The organism is Sorangium sp. So ce295, assembly GCF_051527405.1.
Taxonomy (GTDB): domain Bacteria; phylum Myxococcota_A; class Polyangia; order Polyangiales; family Polyangiaceae; genus Sorangium; species Sorangium cellulosum_B.
In genome coordinates, this window is the sequence record NZ_CP150324.1 from 3701661 (window position 1) to 3718206 (window position 16546).

10 protein-coding genes are annotated in these 16546 nt (G+C 72.9%); 2 read left to right on the plus strand and 8 right to left on the minus strand.

Going from position 1 to position 16546, the window contains the following annotated elements:
- Positions 1 to 482 precede the first annotated feature (482 nt).
- Entirely contained in the window at positions 483 to 2042 is a 1560-nt protein-coding gene (locus tag WMF11_RS14200) for a type VI secretion system Vgr family protein (protein ID WP_437977835.1), read from the minus strand.
- On the opposite strand from WMF11_RS14200, the gene WMF11_RS14205 reads away from it, so the two are divergent.
- Entirely contained in the window at positions 2041 to 3009 is a 969-nt protein-coding gene (locus tag WMF11_RS14205) for a hypothetical protein (RefSeq protein ID WP_437977836.1), read from the plus strand. The two genes, WMF11_RS14200 and WMF11_RS14205, sit on opposite strands and share 2 nt — an antisense overlap.
- Before the next feature lie 23 nt (positions 3010 to 3032).
- Here the strand turns inward: WMF11_RS14205 and WMF11_RS14210 are convergent, their stop codons facing one another.
- Both WMF11_RS14210 and WMF11_RS14215 read right to left on the minus strand, forming a co-directional pair.
- Complete coding sequence (locus tag WMF11_RS14210) at positions 3033 to 5276, minus strand: type VI secretion system Vgr family protein (RefSeq protein ID WP_437977837.1); 2244 nt, start codon at positions 5274 to 5276, stop codon at positions 3033 to 3035.
- 47 nt (positions 5277 to 5323) lie between these two features.
- Entirely contained in the window at positions 5324 to 6430 is a 1107-nt protein-coding gene (locus WMF11_RS14215) for a hypothetical protein (RefSeq protein ID WP_437977838.1), read from the minus strand.
- 115 nt (positions 6431 to 6545) lie between these two features.
- Between WMF11_RS14215 and WMF11_RS14220 the strand changes: the two genes are divergently transcribed.
- Entirely contained in the window at positions 6546 to 7271 is a 726-nt protein-coding gene (locus WMF11_RS14220) for a hypothetical protein (protein ID WP_437977839.1), read from the plus strand.
- A 78-nt stretch (positions 7272 to 7349) separates the two neighbouring features.
- On the opposite strand, the gene WMF11_RS14225 is transcribed toward WMF11_RS14220, so the two are convergent.
- The 5 genes from WMF11_RS14225 to WMF11_RS14245 form a co-directional block, all read right to left on the minus strand.
- Positions 7350 to 9440 carry a S9 family peptidase gene (locus WMF11_RS14225; protein WP_437908935.1) on the minus strand — a complete coding sequence of 697 codons (2091 nt, stop codon included), beginning with the start codon at positions 9438 to 9440 and terminating at the stop codon, positions 7350 to 7352.
- Between the two features lie 65 nt (positions 9441 to 9505).
- On the minus strand, positions 9506 to 12559 hold the full coding sequence (locus WMF11_RS14230) for a hypothetical protein (RefSeq protein ID WP_437977840.1): 3054 nt from the start codon (positions 12557 to 12559) through the stop codon (positions 9506 to 9508).
- Between the two features lie 161 nt (positions 12560 to 12720).
- Positions 12721 to 13272, minus strand: a complete 552-nt coding sequence (locus WMF11_RS14235; RefSeq protein ID WP_437745986.1) for a hypothetical protein — start codon at positions 13270 to 13272, stop codon at positions 12721 to 12723.
- A gap of 124 nt (positions 13273 to 13396) precedes the next feature.
- Positions 13397 to 14095, minus strand: a complete 699-nt coding sequence (locus WMF11_RS14240) for a hypothetical protein (RefSeq protein ID WP_437977841.1) — start codon at positions 14093 to 14095, stop codon at positions 13397 to 13399.
- Positions 14096 to 14229: 134 nt separating this feature from the next.
- Complete coding sequence (locus tag WMF11_RS14245) at positions 14230 to 16488, minus strand: hypothetical protein (protein WP_437977842.1); 2259 nt, start codon at positions 16486 to 16488, stop codon at positions 14230 to 14232.
- Positions 16489 to 16546: the final 58 nt, after the last annotated feature.

The following is a 16546-nucleotide window of genomic DNA, read 5'->3' on the forward strand; positions in this document are numbered from 1 at the left end:
TGTTTAGCGAACCAGCGCTCTGGGCTATCCTCCTCGCGGTGCTGGGGGGGACCCTGGCCCATTGGCCTTCTCTGTGCACTATTTGATTGGCGAATCGAAGTGGTTGTCGCCTCTCTCCTCACGGTGATTGTCGTCATCGTCGCCTTGTGGCTCCGAGGGCGCTGGCTATACGGAACGATCTGTCGTCCTGAACACGAAATCGTAGGCCGTCTGGTAGACCCTTGGTACTTGCAGCACAAGGCCGGCGTGCTCCTCGCGAAGCCGCATCAGCCGGAGGTTGTTTTGGCACGTGCCGTTCTACGGTACATTAGCGCCGAGCGCTTTGCTGAACTCGGCGGGGCGGGCGGCAAAGTCCGCGCATGGATGGTGCCGGGAAGAGCTGATCGGACTCACGTTGAGGCAGTGCCTTCTGTGCTGGAATAGGTACCTTTGTTCGGGTCGTTACCCATGGAGTGCGGCTCGCTGCGTCGAGAGATGCTGATTCATGCGATCGAGAAGATACCCGCGAGCGTCGAGTGGAGAGCTTCCTTTTTGACGGTGCCGATGGTCTTCATGTTGACGGCGTTGTTCTGCATCTTGAATGCGGCGAAGTCGATCTTGAAGCCAGTTATGTCCAGCTTTTGATAGCCGATGTTAATGCTTCGGCCGAAATTCTTGTTCTCGGCGATCACTGCTTTCATATCAATGCCGATGACCGCCGACTTGTACCAGGTCCTGTCGTTCCAGCTCGCGATCACCGTGTCCACGAAGCCTTTCGTTTCCTTGTGGCTCCCCGCGTTGGTGACCTTGAACTCCGGCGCGTCGATGACGAAGCTCGGCGCCTTGATGTAGCCCTTCTCGCTGAGGGTCCACGTGAGCCCCTTCGTCTCCCAGTCGAGCGCGCCCACCCTCCACTGGACCTTCCCGCCCGAAAGCTCCGTCGTCCCGAACTTCTCTTCGTGCAGCCCCGCGACGGTCGTCTTGAGGCTCGCGAAGTCCTCGTCCACGGCGCCGGCCTTCGTGTGCTTCTTGCCCGCCATCTCGGTGTCCTGGCTGGCGTAGCGCTCGATCACGTCCTGGGCCGTCGTCTCCTGCTTCCCGCCGATGGTCGTGGTCAGGGACGTGTCGTAGTCCTCCTTGACCGCGCCCTCGACATGGTCCTCTCGCTTGCCAGCGACGTGGACCTTCTGGTCTCCGCCCACATCGACGGTCTGGTTGGCGCCGGCGGTGACGAGGTTGTCGCGGTGGGCGTGGAGCTCGAGCAGCTCCTCGCCCTTCTTGTCCTCCATCATGATCTGGTTGAAGCCCTCGCCGCCGGGCGAGGTCTTGCTTTTCCAGATCGAGCGGGTCTTCTCGGCCGGGAGCTTGAGGGGGGCGACGCTCCAGGCGTTGTGGAGGCGGCCGACGACGACGGGCTCGTCGGGGTCGCCGTCGAGGTAGGCGATGATGACCTCCTCGTTGACGCGGGGGAGCATGACGAAGCCGTAGTCGAGGCCCGCCCAGCCCTGAGAGACGCGGACGAAGCGGGTGGGGTTGCCCTCGTGCAGATCGCGGCGATCCCAGCGGAACTCGACCTTGACGCGGCCGTGCTCGTCGACGTCGATCTCGTCGACGCCGGCCTTGTTGCCGACGACGAAGGCGGTCTGCGTGCCGAAGATGCGCGGCTTGGGGCGGCGCGCAGGGCGCCAGGGATCGCCGGCAGGGACGCAGACGAGGACGTTCCGGCGCGCGGGACGGCCGTCGGCGCCTTCGGTGACGGCGCAGCGGGAGCGGATCACGAGCAGCTGGCCGTTCACGTCGGCCCGCGGGTGCCCCTCGACCGTGAAGCGGGCGCCGGCGCCGAGCGCGAAGCTCGTGTGGCACTCGAAGGTGCGGACCGCGCGGCGTGCAGTGGGTATAGAGTGTACGCAACGCGCTCCGAGGCGCCGCCGACCCCAGGACAGGATGAGCACCGCGACCGTCGAGTTTGCCGGCATCGAGCTGCTGAGCCCGTGCCCCCACTGCAGCGCGCCGATGGCGGTCAACACGTTGACCGACCGGTCCCGCTGCTCGAGCTGCCTCATGGAGTCGGCGCTGCCGCCGTCGGTGTGGGACGAGGCGCTGGGCGGCGTCGAGAAGGACGTTGTGCAGTTCGCGACCGGGTACCTGCGCCACGGCCCGGTGTGGGGCGAGGGCGGCCCTCCACCGGGGCCGCACGTCGAGTGGCAGCGCGGCCACGACGCCCCGCCGTGCCCGCGCTGCCAGACAACGATGCGCCTCGCGCCGCAGGGGGGCTGCGTCTGTCCCGCGTGTGGGGCTGGGCGGGCGATCTTGCCGAAGCCGCCGTGGCTTCCGGAGAACAGCCCTGTCCTAGGCTTCGTGAGCGATGAGCCGGCGGTGGCCGAGGAGCGACCGCGCGAGCCGGTGCATGTCGCGTGCACCCAGTGCGGCGGGCCGCTCGTGGCGGATGGGTCGAGCCGGATCGTGCCGTGCGGCTACTGCTCGGCGCGGGTCGCGTTGCCGGATGCGGTGTGGGCTGCGCTGCACCCGCCGAGGATCAAGAAGCGCTGGTGGCTCGTCATCCATGTCGCAGCCGACCCGCGGCGGGAGCCGGCTAACCTCATGCGCTTTCAGACGCCTGCCGTTACGATAGGTGGCGGTCTAGGGGTCCTGGGGGCGCTAGGATTTTTTGTCGTTGCACCAGGTGCATTCGAGCGCATCGAGTTGGCGATCGCTGGTTGCTTCGTCGTTCCTGCTGCTATCTTCCTGTGTTTGTGGCTTCGGATGAGATTGCGCTACTGGCATATTTGCCGCCCTGAGAACGAAGTCGTCGGTCGCTTGTCCACCCATTGGAGCTCGGGGTTCGGTACTAAAGTGCTGATCACTCGAGCCAATCAACCAGCCATTGTGCTCGCGCGCGCTTCTCTTTGGGCTCTCGACAGGAAGCGGTTCGATGAGCTTGGCGGTGAGGGGGGCAAGGTGCGCGCCTGGATGGTTCCAGGAAATCCTAGGTTGACCTACGTCGCCCCCATGCCTTCTTTGCTTGAATGATATGTCGCCAGCGGGGAAGGTGCTTATGCAATGGAGAAAATTCCGGCGATCGTTGTCTTGACTCCGGCTATGTCCGCTACCTCTCCAAGCTTCTTCAGGTTGAAGGCATTGTTCTGGAGCTTGAAGCCTGCCAGATCGACTTTCATGATCGTGACGTCGATCTTCTCCGCGCCAAAGTTGAGGCTCGAGACAAAGAACTTGTGCTCTACAACCACCCCTTTCGTGTCTGATGTGATGAACGCGGCTTTGTGCGAGGCGGTGTCTTTCCGGGCTGCCTGCAATGTCTCCCACACGCCCTTGATTTCCTTGTGGCTCCCCGCGTTGGTGACCTTGAACTCCGGCGAATCGATGACGAAGCTCGGCGCCTTGATGTAGCCCTTCTCGCTGAGGGTCCAGCTGAGCCCCTTCGTCTCCCAGTCGAGCGCGCCCACCCTCCACTGGACCTTCCCGCCCGAAAGCTCCGTCGTCCCGAACTTCTCTTCGTGCAGCCCCGCGATGGTCGTCTTGAGGCTCGCGAAGTCCTCGTCCACGGCGCCGGCCTTCGTGTGCTTCTTGCCCGCCATCTCGGTGTCCTGGCTGGCGTAGCGCTCGATCACGTCCTGGGCCGTCGTCTCCTGCTTCCCGCCGATGGTCGTGGTCAGGGACGTGTCGTAGTCCTCCTTGACCGCGCCCTCGACATGGTCCTCTCGCTTGCCAGCGACGTGGACCTTCTGGTCTCCGCCCACATCGACGGTCTGGTTGGCGCCGGCGGTGACGAGGTTGTCGCGGTGGGCGTGGAGCTCGAGCAGCTCCTCGCCCTTCTTGTCCTCCATCATGATCTGGTTGAAGCCCTCGCCGCCGGGCGAGGTCTTGCTTTTCCAGATCGAGCGGGTCTTCTCGGCCGGGAGCTTGAGGGGGGCGACGCTCCAGGCGTTGTGGAGGCGGCCGACGACGACGGGCTCGTCGGGGTCGCCGTCGAGGTAGGCGATGATGACCTCCTCGTTGACGCGGGGGAGCATGACGAAGCCGTAGTCGAGGCCCGCCCAGCCCTGAGAGACGCGGACGAAGCGGGTGGGGTTGCCCTCGTGCAGATCGCGGCGATCCCAGCGGAACTCGACCTTGACGCGGCCGTGCTCGTCGACGTCGATCTCGTCGACGCCGGCCTTGTTGCCGACGACGAAGGCGGTCTGCGTGCCGAAGATGCGCGGCTTGGGGCGGCGCGCAGGGCGCCAGGGATCGCCGGCAGGGACGCAGACGAGGACGTTCCGGCGCGCGGGACGGCCGTCGGCGCCCTCGGTGACGGCGCAGCGGGAGCGGATCACGAGCAGCTGGCCGTTCACGTCGGCCCGCGGGTGCCCCTCGACCGTGAAGCGGGCGCCAGCGCCGAGCGCGAAGCTCGTGTGGCACTCGAAGGTGCGCCGCTCCGATCGGGCCTCCTCCAGGTACTGCTTGGCCAGCGCCTCGCCCCGCTTCTCGGAGGCCGCCGTGAACCGGTTCGTCGAGAACTCGTACCGCTCGAGCGTCGCCTCGCGGACGAACGCCCGCTGCGAGGTCTCGGCGCGCTGATCGAGGACGTACTCCGGCTTCTTGAAGTCGTAGTCCCGCACCGTGACCATCGACGTCTCGATCGACGACGTGATCGCGATGAACGAGACCGCGGGGCCCGCCGCGTTCATGCCCGCGTCCACCGGCGGCACGAACGGCACCCGGGGCGCGCCGTCGTCCGTGAACGCCGTGTCCTCGGAGAGGACCCAGTCGCTGCCGCCTGGCCCGTGATCGAAGTACGAGACGAGGCCCTCCTCCGCGAGCGCGCGGAACATGAAATCGAAGTCGGTCTCCCCGTACTGGACGCGGTACTCGCGCGCTGGCCGGTCCGGCGACGCGACGAGCGAGCTCGGCGCCGGGATACGTCCGCCGTACGCGCCCGCCACGACCTTGCACACGCCGTCCGCCGTGAGGCCCTGGAAGATGCGGTGATCCGCGCTCCGCGTGGCGAGCCAGAGGGGCGGGACCACGGCGAACTCGTACCGCGACACGCCGCTGGGCTCCGCGGAGACCTGCCGCACCCGGCGCACGATGCCGTGGACCTTCTTGAGGAACGGCTCGGTGCTCTGCTCGATGACGATCTCCTCGCCCACGACGCTGGAGAGATCGAGCTCCGGATCGGTGCTCACCACGTCGAGCGTCAGCTCGAAGAGCTCGTTGAGCGCGTCCCGGTACTCGATCTGGTGGACCTCGAAGCCGGTGACTCCGGAACGGGGGAACGTCAGGCTCACGTCGATGGCCATGGTCGGGTCTCCTCGGGTGGCGCGCGCGCGACGACACCGCGCGGCGCTCATCTTGGCTCGTTGCGGCTCTCCCCTGCGGGAGCGGAGCGGGAACGGTGCTGCGAGTAAAGCTCCTGCCAGCGCCGGTGCGCGGCCGGGTCGCGCGCCAGGCGATCGCGCCAGAAGGCGTCCACCGCGGCGCGCTCCTCGGGCCGGCCGAGCCCGTACCGCGCGAAGAGGGCCTCGGCGTCGCCAGGAGAGGCGGCGAGATCGGCGCAGAGCGATGCGTACTGCTCCAGCGAGAGCGCCGGCGTCGGCGGCGGGGCCGAGGGAGCGGCCGGCGCGGCGCGGGGGCCGGATGCGAACGGCAACGGCGCGCCTGAGGGCGCTCCGGATGTCGGGTGCGTACCGGTCAGGCTGGTGAAGCCGCGCATGCCCTTCGGCACCAGGGCCATCGCCACGGCGGGATCCGCGGGCTCCGGCGGGGCAGGGACGGCGGGCAGGACCGCGGTCGGCGGGGCGGGGCGCGCAGGCTCCGGCGGGGCAGGGAGGGCGGGCAGGACCGCGGTCGGCGAGGCGGGGCGCGCAGGCTCCGGCGGGGCAGGGGGGCCGAACGGCAGCACGGGCGCGCCGGAAGCGGCCGCGGAGGTGGGCTGCGTGCCACGGAGCTCGGTGAACCCCCGCATGCCCGGCGGCACCAGCGACGCTGCGTCGACCGGCGCCGGCGGCGAGCGGCGCGGCTCGGCATGTGCCGTGGACGTCGAGGCGTCGCCCGACTTGAAGGGCAGCGCCGGGCCCCTGGGAGCGTCCGAGGAGCGCTCCGTCCCGTGGAGCTTGAAGTGCCGCATCCCCTCCGGCACGAGCGAAATCGACGCGGCCGCGGGCGAAATCGACGCGGCCGCGGGCGAAATCGACGCGGCGGCGGGCGAGGGCGCGTCCGCTGCGGCGCGCAGGTAGCTCGGCACCGCCGGCGCGCGGCTCGCGGCCTGCTCGCCGGTCGGACGCGGCGCGTGCGCCTCGCTCGGCTCGGGCGGCGCAGGCGCGTCCGCGCGAGCAGCGCCGGCTGCTTCCGAGGGGGCGCGCGCCGCTGCCGCCGAGGTCGGCGCGCCAGGCCGGGGTCGCGGCGCGTTCGGCGACGGGATCATCAGCAGGCTCTTGAGCTGTTTCGTGATCATCGCCGTCGCCGCCCCATCGTTCCCACTCTCGCGAGGTCGACTCCTTTCGTCAACGCCGGCGACAGGTATGATGGCGCCCGCCCTGAACGCGCCCGCGCGCGGTGGAGTCGCTTCCATGCCCGATCCCCACATCTACCAGCGTGATATCGAGACGTACGGCAGCTTCACCGCGTCGCAGATCCAGAAGCTCGTCCTGCCGGTCGACGCGGGGTTCGGGAAGGCGCTGCGCACCGTCACGGCGCGCCTGGACGCCGCGACCGAGGCCCTGCGCAAGGCGAAGCTGGACGCGACGGCCGCTCCCGTGCCTCCCAGCGCGTCCCGCGGCTCGAGGGGCGTCCGGGCCGATCCGGTCGCGGCGGGCCGCGGCCTGCTGCGCCGCCTCGTGGAGCGCGCCGCCTCGCGGCCCAACGGGGTCGCGCTGGCCCGCGAGCTCCTCCAGGGCCAGTCGCTCGCCACCGTGCTGCGCCGCCGCCCCGCGGCGCTCGCCGCCGCGCTGACGCACGCGATCGAGGTGCTCGAGCAGCACGAGGGGCAGCTGCCCGAGCGCGAGGCGTGGACGGACGACCTCGAGCGCTCCCGGGACGCCATCGAGCCGCTCATCAGGAGCGTGCGCAAGACCCGGCTCGCGCGCCGCACCGTGACCCCGGAGATGAAGGCCGCCCGCGACGAGTGGATCAACACCTATCGCGCGGCGAAGCTCCTCGTGGAGTGTGTGCTCCGGCTCCACGGCAAGACGTCGTTGATGCCGGAGATCTTCGGCGATCTCCCGCGCGCTCCCCGCGCCGCCGCGGTGGCCGCCGCCGCGCGACGCCCGCCGGCCAGCGCGCCCGCGCACGCGTGACGATTCCGCTGCTCACGCCGGAACTCGACCCGCGCCGACACGTGGCTTCGGGCCGGGCCCCCCCGAATCCGCTCGTTTCTACCCGCCCCCGAGGTGCGCCCGGAAGAAACGCACGAGGTGCCCATACTGGAGCACCTGGTTGTCCCGCTTCTGCGCGCCGTGCCCCTCGTCGGCGAACAGGATGAGCTCGGACGGGATCTTCCTTGCCTCCAGCGCCTGCTGGATCTGCACCGACTCGCCCGCAGGGACCCGCGGATCCGACACGCCCTGCACGATCAGCAGAGGCGCCTTCACCCGATCGAGGTAGGTGATCGGCGAGAGCTTGAGCAACGCGTCCCGATCCTTCTCGGGATCACCGTACTCGGAGATCCGGAGGATGCGCCGGTAAGGCGCCGTGTTCTGGAGGAACGTCACGAGGTTGCTCATCCCGACGACGGCGGCGCCCGCGTCGTACGCGCCGGCGAACATGGTCATGCCGATCAGCGAAGAATAGCCGCCATAGCTGCCGCCGAAGATGCCGACCTTCGGCGGCCGGCCCTCGTGGCCGAAGCTCGCCTTGACGAACTTCGCGGCGTCCTCGATGTCCGTGATGACGTCGAGCCGCTTCGCGCCGTCGTCGGCGTGCAGCCATGTCTTGCCGTAACCGTCGCTCCCGCGGACGTTCGGCTCGACGAACACGAACCCGGCGTCCACGAAGATCTGCGCCCGCGCGCTGAACCCAGCCCTGGTCTGGACCTCCGGGCCGCCGTGGAAATGGACGATCACAGGACAAGGCCGCTCGCACCGCGCAGGGCGGCGCACGAACATCGGGATCTGCGCGCCGTCGCGCGCCGGATAGGACTCCAGCGTGGCCGCGGAGAACGCGCCCGGCGCCACCTCGGGCATGCTCGGAGCGTGCCACTGCGAAAGCTTGCCAGTCGTCCAGTCGAGGACATGCGCCGTCGCCGGCGACGTCGACGTCTCCAGGAGCAGCGTCGTGAACCGGCCGTCCCGCGTCGTCGAGACCGGGGTCACGTGATCCGCCGCCGGGAGCGCGGGCAGCTTGATCTCGCGGTGCGATCTCGCGTCGAGCGCGCGGAGCCGCGTGTAGCCCCGCTCGTTCACCGTGTAGAGGATCCTCTTCTTCGCCCGATCGACGGAGAACGCGCTGACGTCGAACGGGATCTCCGGCGAGATCGGCGTGAGCTTCCCCGCCTTCCAGCTGTAGAGCCGGCGATATTCCCCGAGGCGCGGCGTGAGCACGAGGACCTCGCCGGGGGCCGCGCCGTAAAGGGCCCTGTAGTCCTCGCGCTCGCCCTGCCCGAAGAGGGGAGTCAGCGCGTCGGCGCCCGGAGCGGCCTTCGCGAGAGGCGCCCACTCGAAGAGCTCGCTCATGTTGGAGCCCACGTCCTTCGCGAGCAGCAGGCGACCGTCGCCCGTGGCGTCCACGGCGCGCCAGATGCCCTCGCGATCGAACACGACCTCTCGCTGCCTCGACGCGATGTCGTACCTGTAGATGACGTACGCGTCCTTCTTGACGTCGTTGGCCCGATAGTAAACGTGCCGCCCGTCGTCTGAGATGAACTGGAGCTGCGTCTGCACGCCGGGCATGTGCTGGATGGCGACGAGCGGGCCGCCCTTCGCGTCCTGTAGGTAGAGCCCGGGGTTCTCCTCGCCCTTGCGGTCGCGCGAGAGGACGAGGCGCGCGCCGTCCGGCGTGACGTCCGCAACAACCGTCGGATCCTCGCCGCCCGTCAGCTGCAGCGGGAAGCGCTGCGGCCCGTCGAGCCGGAAGACCTGCCTCGTCCCCGTGATCGTCCAGGTGAAGTAGAGCGCCTTGCCATCCGGCCCGAGGACGCCTCCGGAAGGAGCGCGCACGTCGAGCATGGCCTGGATCCGGCGCGAGACGTCGTCCGGGAGCGGCGGCGGCGCGTAGCGCGCCAGGATCTCCGGAGAGACGCTCGCCGCGCCGTGCCCCGCGTACCCGGGCCGCTCCGGCGCGGGCGCAGGCCGCGGCGGTCCGGCGGGTGAAGGCGGCGCCGGAGGCGCGGACGTGACAGGCCGAGGCGCAGCCGGAGGCGCCGGCCGGGCCGGCGCGCACGCCGCCGAGAGGACGAGGGAGCCGAGCAAGCCGAGCAAGGAGCGCCGCGCGGCGCCATGGCGGCGGCGCCGCGTCGAGGAGGACGACATGCGGCGCATTTCGCCGGAGCGGACGCACGCCGGCAAGGTCAAAGGCCGCGCGGCGCGGGCCCGCCTCAGTCCGGCTCGCCCGGGAGCTTCGCGCGGCCGAGGGCCGCTTCCGCCGCCGCCAGCTGCGCCGCGAGCTTCCGCAGCTCCTCGGCTTCCTCGCCCTGGAGCGAGATGTTCGGGACGAGCGCGTTCAGGGCGCGGCGGTTGTACGCGAGCCCGAGCGGCGAGCCCTTCTCGAGGTTCATCACCATCGACTCGGCCAGCACCGCCAGCGCCTCCCGGTGCAACCCCTTCGCCGAGAGCACCTCCGCGAGCGCGGCCGTCGAGCGGGCCAGGCCGAGCAGGTCGCCGAGCGCCTCCTCGGCCTCGATCGCCGCGGTCAGGCGCTGCGTCGCGCGGTCGAGGCGGCCGTTGCGGAGCTCCAGCCGGCCGATCGTCTCCCACACCCGGGCGAGCTCCCGGGTGTCGCCGAGCTGCTTGTAGGCGCGCTCCGCGGCGAGCGCGTGGTCGAGGCCCATCGACAGCGCGTCGGACTCGCGCCCGGGGCGGGCGGGGACGTGGAGCGGGATCCGCGCGAAGAGGTGATCGGTCTCGGCGAGCTCGACGCGCGCCGACGGATCGACCCGGGCCCGCTCCTCGAAGGTCCGGCGCGACTCGATCAGGAGGTGCGTCGCGCGGACGGGATCGCCCATGCGCACGTGGACCGCCGCCTGATCGTTGAGCAGCCGGGCCGCGCCGAGCGCGTCCCCGGCGTCGAGCAGCAGGCGGCTCGCGGTCGCGAGCTCCTCCAGCGCGCGCTCCAGCGAGCGCGCGTCGCCCATGTCGTAACAGACGCCGGCGATGAGGGTGGCGACCTCGGCGTGCAGCTCCGGCGGGTCGCCCTGCGCGAGGAGCGCGCGCGCGGCGTCGAGCACCTCGAGCGCGCCCGCGAGCGTGCTGGCGGGGTCCGGGCCGGCCGCGTGCCATTGCACCCGGGCGATGCCCGCGAGCGCGCCGATGCGGAGCCGGCGGCGCGCGGGCGTGGCCGGCATGCCGTCGAGCAGCGAGAGCGCCTTCCGCCCGTAGCTCAGGGCCTGGGCGTACGCGCCCATGGCCGCCGCCTCGACCGCGGCCGCGCAGTAGCGCTGCGCCGCTTCCTCGTGCTCGCCCGCCTCGGTCAGGTGCGCCGCCGCGCGCACGTCGTGGAGGTGGCGCCCAGCGCCGTGCGCCGCCGCGCCCGCTGCCTCGGCGCGATCGGGCGCCGCGGGCGCCGGGTACATGGACACGCCGAGCGGCGCCGCGGCGCGCAGGGACTCGGCCGCGGTGCGCCCGGCGACGGAGTCGGCCGCCGCCGGCCAGGAGAAGGCGTGGCGGGAGCCGGAAGACGATCGCTCGGACAGCGCGGCAGGGACGCGCAGCGAGGCCCCGCGGGCCGAGCGGCTCGGCTCGTCCGGGAAGGCGCCGCCGAGGGACGCGAGATCGCGGGGCACCCTCATCGGCCCCGGGATGGGCGCGTCGAGCGAGTCGGGCGGGGCGTCGAACATGAGGGATTCGGGCGGCTCCGAGACGCGGCGGCTCTCGGGGCTGCGATGGAACAGATCGGCGTAGGACCACGCGGGATTGCCGGGCCCTGCGGGGGCCATCGGCGCGGGCCTGTCCTGGGTGACGCGCGGAGGCGCGCGGCGCGTGTTGCTCATGGACGCGCCGCCTGCAGGGGCCACGGCCGGCGGCGGCCTCAGCGTCTCGGCCGCCCGCGGCACCCCGCCGCGCGCCACCGAGAGCGTGGGGTCGGCGGTCTTCTCCCACTCGTCCACGTTCGACGCGCCGCCGGCTCCGGGGGTCGGCCCGCCTGCGACGGGCGCGCCGGGCGACGCGGCCGCTGGTGACGCCGTCGCCGCCGGCGGGCCCGCCGGCGGGGGCGCGGCGGCCATCGTGCGCGGCGTCGCCATGGCGGGCAACGACGCGGACGGCGGCGCGGTCGAGAGCGGCGGCGCCCCGGCCTTCGCCTGCGCGGCGGCGGCCCTCGTGGTCGGGTCGTCGCCGCGAGGCACGCCGAGGTTCGCTCCGGCGATGACGTGCCGCTCGACGGTCGACGTGAGGATGGCCGCGCTCTGCGTCGGCGGCGCGGCGGCATGAGCTGCCGCCGCGGCATGGGCCGGCGCCGCCGCGGCATGGGCTGGCGCCGCCGCGGCATAAGCTGGCGCCGCTGCGGCATGGGTCGCCTGGTGATCGGCCGCGACGACGCCCGACTCGCGCGCGGCCGGGGCGTCCGGCTCGGTCCGCTCCTCGATGAGCAGCGTCGCGAGCCGCCGGTGCCACACGCGGGCGAGCGACGGGAGGATCGAGCCGCGGAGCGCCTCGACGGTCTCCTGCGGAAGATGGAAGCGCCCGTCGCCGCGGTCCTCGACCGGAACACCCGCGTCCGCGGCGCGCTGCAGCGCCTCGAGCACGTCGAGCGCGTCGACGCGGAGGAGCGCGGCGACGAGCTCGCTCTCGAACCCCGAGCCGACGATCGCGCCGGCCCGGAGCACCCGGAGCACCTCGCCGGGCAGCTCGCGCACCGCGACCTGCGGCGGCGGCGGGGGGGGCGTGGTCGCGCTCGTCAGCGTGATCGCGCCGTCGGCCGGCCGGAGGAGCGCGTCGGCTCCGCAGGCGGCGCGCATCGCGTCGACCAGGCCGCCTGCGGGGCCGGTCGGCGCGTGCAGCCGGAAGGAGAGGACCAGCGCGACGCGGAGCGCGTCGGGCCGGGAAACCACCCGGCGCAGCACGTCGAGCGTGGCAGGATCGGCGTGCTCGACCGCGTCGAACACGATGGCCCACGTGCGATCCGCCTGCTGCGCGAGGCGGTTGGCGGTCTCGATGAACTCGGCGTCCACCATCAGCTCGTGCACGTCGCCGAGGAGGCGGCGCCGGAGCCCCGAGGCGGCGCGGCTGCGCGCCTGATCGAGCGTCGGCTGCGCGCCGCCGGCGAGGCGCTCGATCTGGGTCCGCGCGTCGCGCAGCGGCCCGAGCGTCATCTCGGGGACGTCGCAGCGCACGCGCACGATCCGCAGCCCGAGCCGCGCCGGCGGATCCCCGGGGACGATGTTCAGCAAGGCCGTGTGCCGGCCCTCGGAAATGCGCTGCCAGAGCTGTTCCACGGTCCGCTCCTCCTCTCTCCGGGCGCACACGGCCCAGAGCGGGGCGCATCGTCGTGCGCTACGGGATCATCCGCGTCGTTCGGCTCGCTGCGGCGTACTTTCGTGCGCCTCGCTCGCCTGCCTCGCGGCTGAGCCCGTATCCTACGAGCCTGCACCCCGCTCTAGTATCCCCAGAGGAACTCCGCGCGGGCGAACGCCGTGAAATAGCTCCCCGGACCGTCGCCCGCGCCAGGGAGGAGCAGCGTGTACTTGCCGGCGAAGCCGGCGGCGAACTCGCGATTGAACGCGTAGTCGATGCCGAACGGGATGGAGACCCCGAACTGCCCCCGGTGGCAGCCCGGCTGGCCAGACGAGCCGCAGGGCGCGAGGCGCACACTGTCGTATGCGCCGGTCATGAGGCCGACGTAGGGGACCCACTGCAGAATATCGATGACGTACGTGGCGCCGGCGGATGCGCCGAGGAGCATGAGATCGCCCCCCGGGTGGGACGCGGTGTTGACCTCGGCGACCGCGTTGAAGGCGTCCGTGAGCCCGTAGGCGAGGTGCAGGCTGCCGCCGATCCCCGGGTACGTCCCGCCGTCCGCGAGGAGCGCGTACCCGACGCCGGCGCCGGCATGCCATTGCCGTTCAAAGGCGTCGGCCCGCGAGGGGGCCAGGAGCGCGAGGAGCGCGAGCGCGGCGGAGGTCAGCAGGGCGACAGGGGAGCATCTCATGGTCGGTTGCGGCGAGCAGCCCGGAGCGCCCCCGCGACGAACCATGGATCGAGGGCGACGGCGCGCGCCGGGCGCTCGATGAGGGCGCGCGGCGCGAGGCTAGCACGCGCGCCGCAGGACATGTTCAGCGGAGCTGCTCGCGGCGACGGGGGGCCCGCGACGCCCCCGCGTCCTCGTCCTCGAGATCGTCGGCGTAGATGCGCGCCGCGGGATCGGCCGTGCCCTCGCCCGGATCGATGCGGAGCGACGGCTGGGGAAAGCGGACGGCGGCCGCCCCCGGGATCCCGGGGAAGGTGTAGAGGATCTCGCCGCGCTCGCCGATCTCGACGCCCACGTCGCCGGGGCGCTCCTTGGCGAGCTCCGTGAGCAGGGCGTCCGCCTCTGGGGCCGGTAGGTCGAGCGCGACGCCGACCTCCTGCGCCGTGAGCGGGCGGCGGCGGTGCGACGCGAGCGAGAAGATCGCCTGAACCTGGGCGTCGCGCGAGGCCTTCGCCCCGGAGCGGGAGAGCTTCCGTCCGCCCAGCAGGAGGAGCAGGCCGAAGGCGAGGGCGACGAAGCCGATCGGCAGGCCGATCGCGAGGCCGGCGATCGACCCCGGGAACAGCGCGGCCGCGCCCAGCCCGAGGAGGAGCGCCAGCGCGAGCCCGCCGACGAGGACCAGCCAGCCGAGCACGCCGGCGACCACGCCGCCGACCCTGGACGGCTGCCCCGCCAGGCTGACCGATTTGCCCGCGAACGGCAGGCGCTCTCGACCGCACGCGGTGCAGTACGCGGCGAGCCCGCGGTGGATGACGGGCGCGTTCTTTCCGCAATGAGGACACATGAGGACTCCCCCGCGAGCAGATCTTCGCGAGCCAGGCTGTAGCGTAGGAATGAAGCCCCTCCGCCGCCAGGTGTGCGGCCGCGGGATCTCCAGGTTTTTCGCGGGCACGCCGCGCGGGGCAGCGTCGAGCAGCGTCAGATTCCGAGGTAGCGCGCGATCTCGGCGCGGTCCGGGTCGGAGGCCACGGCGCGCAGGGCGTCGTACCGGCGTTGCCATGCGGCCGCGCTGCCTTCATCTCCACGCCATCGCGCCGCCTCGGCGCGGGCGAAGGCGTAGCGCCGGAGCGAGAAGCGCGAGGCGTCGAGCGCGAGGAAGGCGTCGAGCCACACCTCGGGATCGCCCTCGCCGTCGCCGAGCAGCTGGGCCGACAGCGCGGCGTACGGGACGAGCGCGGGCGGCGCGTCGCCGCGCCGGCGGAGGGCGGCGTAGCGGAGCGCGCGGCGCGCGGGCGGCGGCGCGTCGCGCGCGGCGCTCCAGGTGGCGAGCGCGCGCGAGAGCGCCGGCTGGCCGTCGCGCGCCCAGGGCGCGTCGAGGCTCGCGAAGCCGACCCACGGCCAGGCGGCGGCGTGGTCCGCGGGCAGCTGGGCGGGCGGGCTGCCCTGGCGGAGCGGCGAGTCGCCCGGAGGGAGCGCGAGGGAGAGCCGGGTCCACCGCGATCGCGCGTCGAGCTCGGCGAGCTCCGCGCGGGAAGGCATCGCCTCGCCGGCGGGGTCCACCGCGCGCGCGGCGGCGGCCTCCTCGTCGGCGAGCACGGCCGCGCGCGCGGCGTCGCGCCGGCGCCCGCGCGAGGCGAGGAGCTCGGCGCGCTGCAGGAGCACGGCCGCGCGGAGCGCGGGCGGCGCGGCGGCGAGGTCGACGCGCTCGACGAGATCGAGCGCGCGATCGCGCTCGCCGACGAGGGCCCACGCGCTCGATCGCGCGAGCGCGCGGGCCGCCTCCGGCGCGAGCTCCGGGGCGAGCGGGCCAAGGCGATCCAGCGCGTCGACCGCCCGGGGCGCGTCGCCTTCGAGCGCGAGCTCGCGGGCGGCGCGCAGCGCGAGCGCGCCCGCGGCGGCGCGCAGCGCGTCGGCCTGGGACGGCGAGAGCTGGGGGGCGGCGGCCAGCTCGGCGGCGCGCGCGGCGGCGCGCGCGCGCAACGACCCGGCGATCGCGGGCCTCGCGAGCCCGCGCTCCGGGAGCCAGTCGAGCGCGCGCAGCGAGCTCGCAGGCAGCCCCGTCGGCGCGCGGGGCCCCGAGCGCGCCGGGGCGCCGTCGAGGCCTGCCTCTCCGGCCGCGGGCTCGTCCCCATCGTCGTCCAGCCGCGCGAGCGCGGCGGCTTCGGCTGCGTCGAGCGCCTCGTCCTCCGCCAGCACGACGGCGAGCAGATCGCCGCGGGCCTCTGGATCGAGCGCGGCCGAGGTGCCGAGCAGGTCGCGGATCGCGCGCGTCGCGCGCTGCGTTGCCTCGGCGGCGTCCTTCCGGGCGGCGGCGAGGCGGGCGCGCTGCGCGAGCCGCACCTCCACGGCGTCGGCCACGCCGGCCTCGGGGGCTCCTGGCATCGGCGGAGGCTCCACGCCGACCCGGGCGGCGCAGGCGACGAGGACGGCGCGGACCTCGCCCCAGTTGCGCGCCATGCCGGCGTAGCGCCTCGATGCCCGGTCGTCCTGGGTGAGCGTCAGGAGCTCGATGCCGCGCTTCGCCTCGGCGCTCGCGCCGAGGCAGAGGATCGCGCCGGTGGTCGTGCGCAGATCCTCGTCGCGGGGCTCCATCGCCGCGTACCCCTTGGCGATCGCGAGCGCGCGCTGCAGGTCGCCCTCGGTGAGCGCCGCGCGGAGGGTGTGCACGCGCACGTGCCAGTCGGTCCAGCGATCCGGCTGCGAGAGGAGCGTGCGGCGATCGCCGAGCCTCGCCGCCTCGCGGCCGAGGCTCGGCACGCCGCAGGCGGGCCCGAGCTCATCGAACGTGACGCGCCCGGTCCCGGCGGCGACCGTTGCCTGGGCCATCACCACCGCCTCGGTCGCGCCGGCGAGCGCCGCGCCATCCGGCCGGCCGACCGCGGCGTCGGTGTAGTCGGCGACCGCTGCGCGCACGCCGAGCTCCTCGGCCAGCGCGCTCGCCGTCCTGTAGGTCCAGGGCAGCCGCGAGGGCAGCGCGAACCAGCGGATCTCGGGCCTGCAGTCGGGCAGCGCCGGGCCGCGCGGCGCCTCGATCGAGGCGAGGCACGCGGCGGCGGTGCGCGTGCCCACGAGGACCGCCGCGACAGGGCCAAGGAGAGCGAGCGCGGACAAGGCCACGGCCGCCGCGAGCGCCAGGGCGAGGGGCCGCCGCCAGGGCGGCCGCGCGGGCGAGGCGTCGCGGTGGAGCGGGGAGCTCCCGTCGCGCTCACGAGGCCGTGGGGTGGGCTGCGCGCACACGGGACGGCTTTTAGCCCACGGCACGGCCGAGCGACACTGCCTCCGCGACGCAGCGTGT

What these genes read in the sequence shown, in the direction of transcription:
- WMF11_RS14235 (WP_437745986.1), bottom strand. Translation starts at nt 13,272, where the DNA reads ATGAGATGCTCCCCTGTCGCCCTGCTGACCTCCGCCGCGCTCGCGCTC.
- WMF11_RS14240 (WP_437977841.1), bottom strand. Translation starts at nt 14,095, where the DNA reads ATGTGTCCTCATTGCGGAAAGAACGCGCCCGTCATCCACCGCGGGCTC.
- WMF11_RS14200 (WP_437977835.1), bottom strand. Translation starts at nt 2,042, where the DNA reads ATGAGGCAGCTCGAGCAGCGGGACCGGTCGGTCAACGTGTTGACCGCC.
- WMF11_RS14215 (WP_437977838.1), bottom strand. Translation starts at nt 6,430, where the DNA reads ATGATCACGAAACAGCTCAAGAGCCTGCTGATGATCCCGTCGCCGAAC.
- WMF11_RS14220 (WP_437977839.1), top strand. Translation starts at nt 6,546, where the DNA reads ATGCCCGATCCCCACATCTACCAGCGTGATATCGAGACGTACGGCAGC.
- WMF11_RS14205 (WP_437977836.1), top strand. Translation starts at nt 2,041, where the DNA reads ATGGAGTCGGCGCTGCCGCCGTCGGTGTGGGACGAGGCGCTGGGCGGC.
- WMF11_RS14225 (WP_437908935.1), bottom strand. Translation starts at nt 9,440, where the DNA reads ATGTCGTCCTCCTCGACGCGGCGCCGCCGCCATGGCGCCGCGCGGCGC.
- WMF11_RS14210 (WP_437977837.1), bottom strand. Translation starts at nt 5,276, where the DNA reads ATGGCCATCGACGTGAGCCTGACGTTCCCCCGTTCCGGAGTCACCGGC.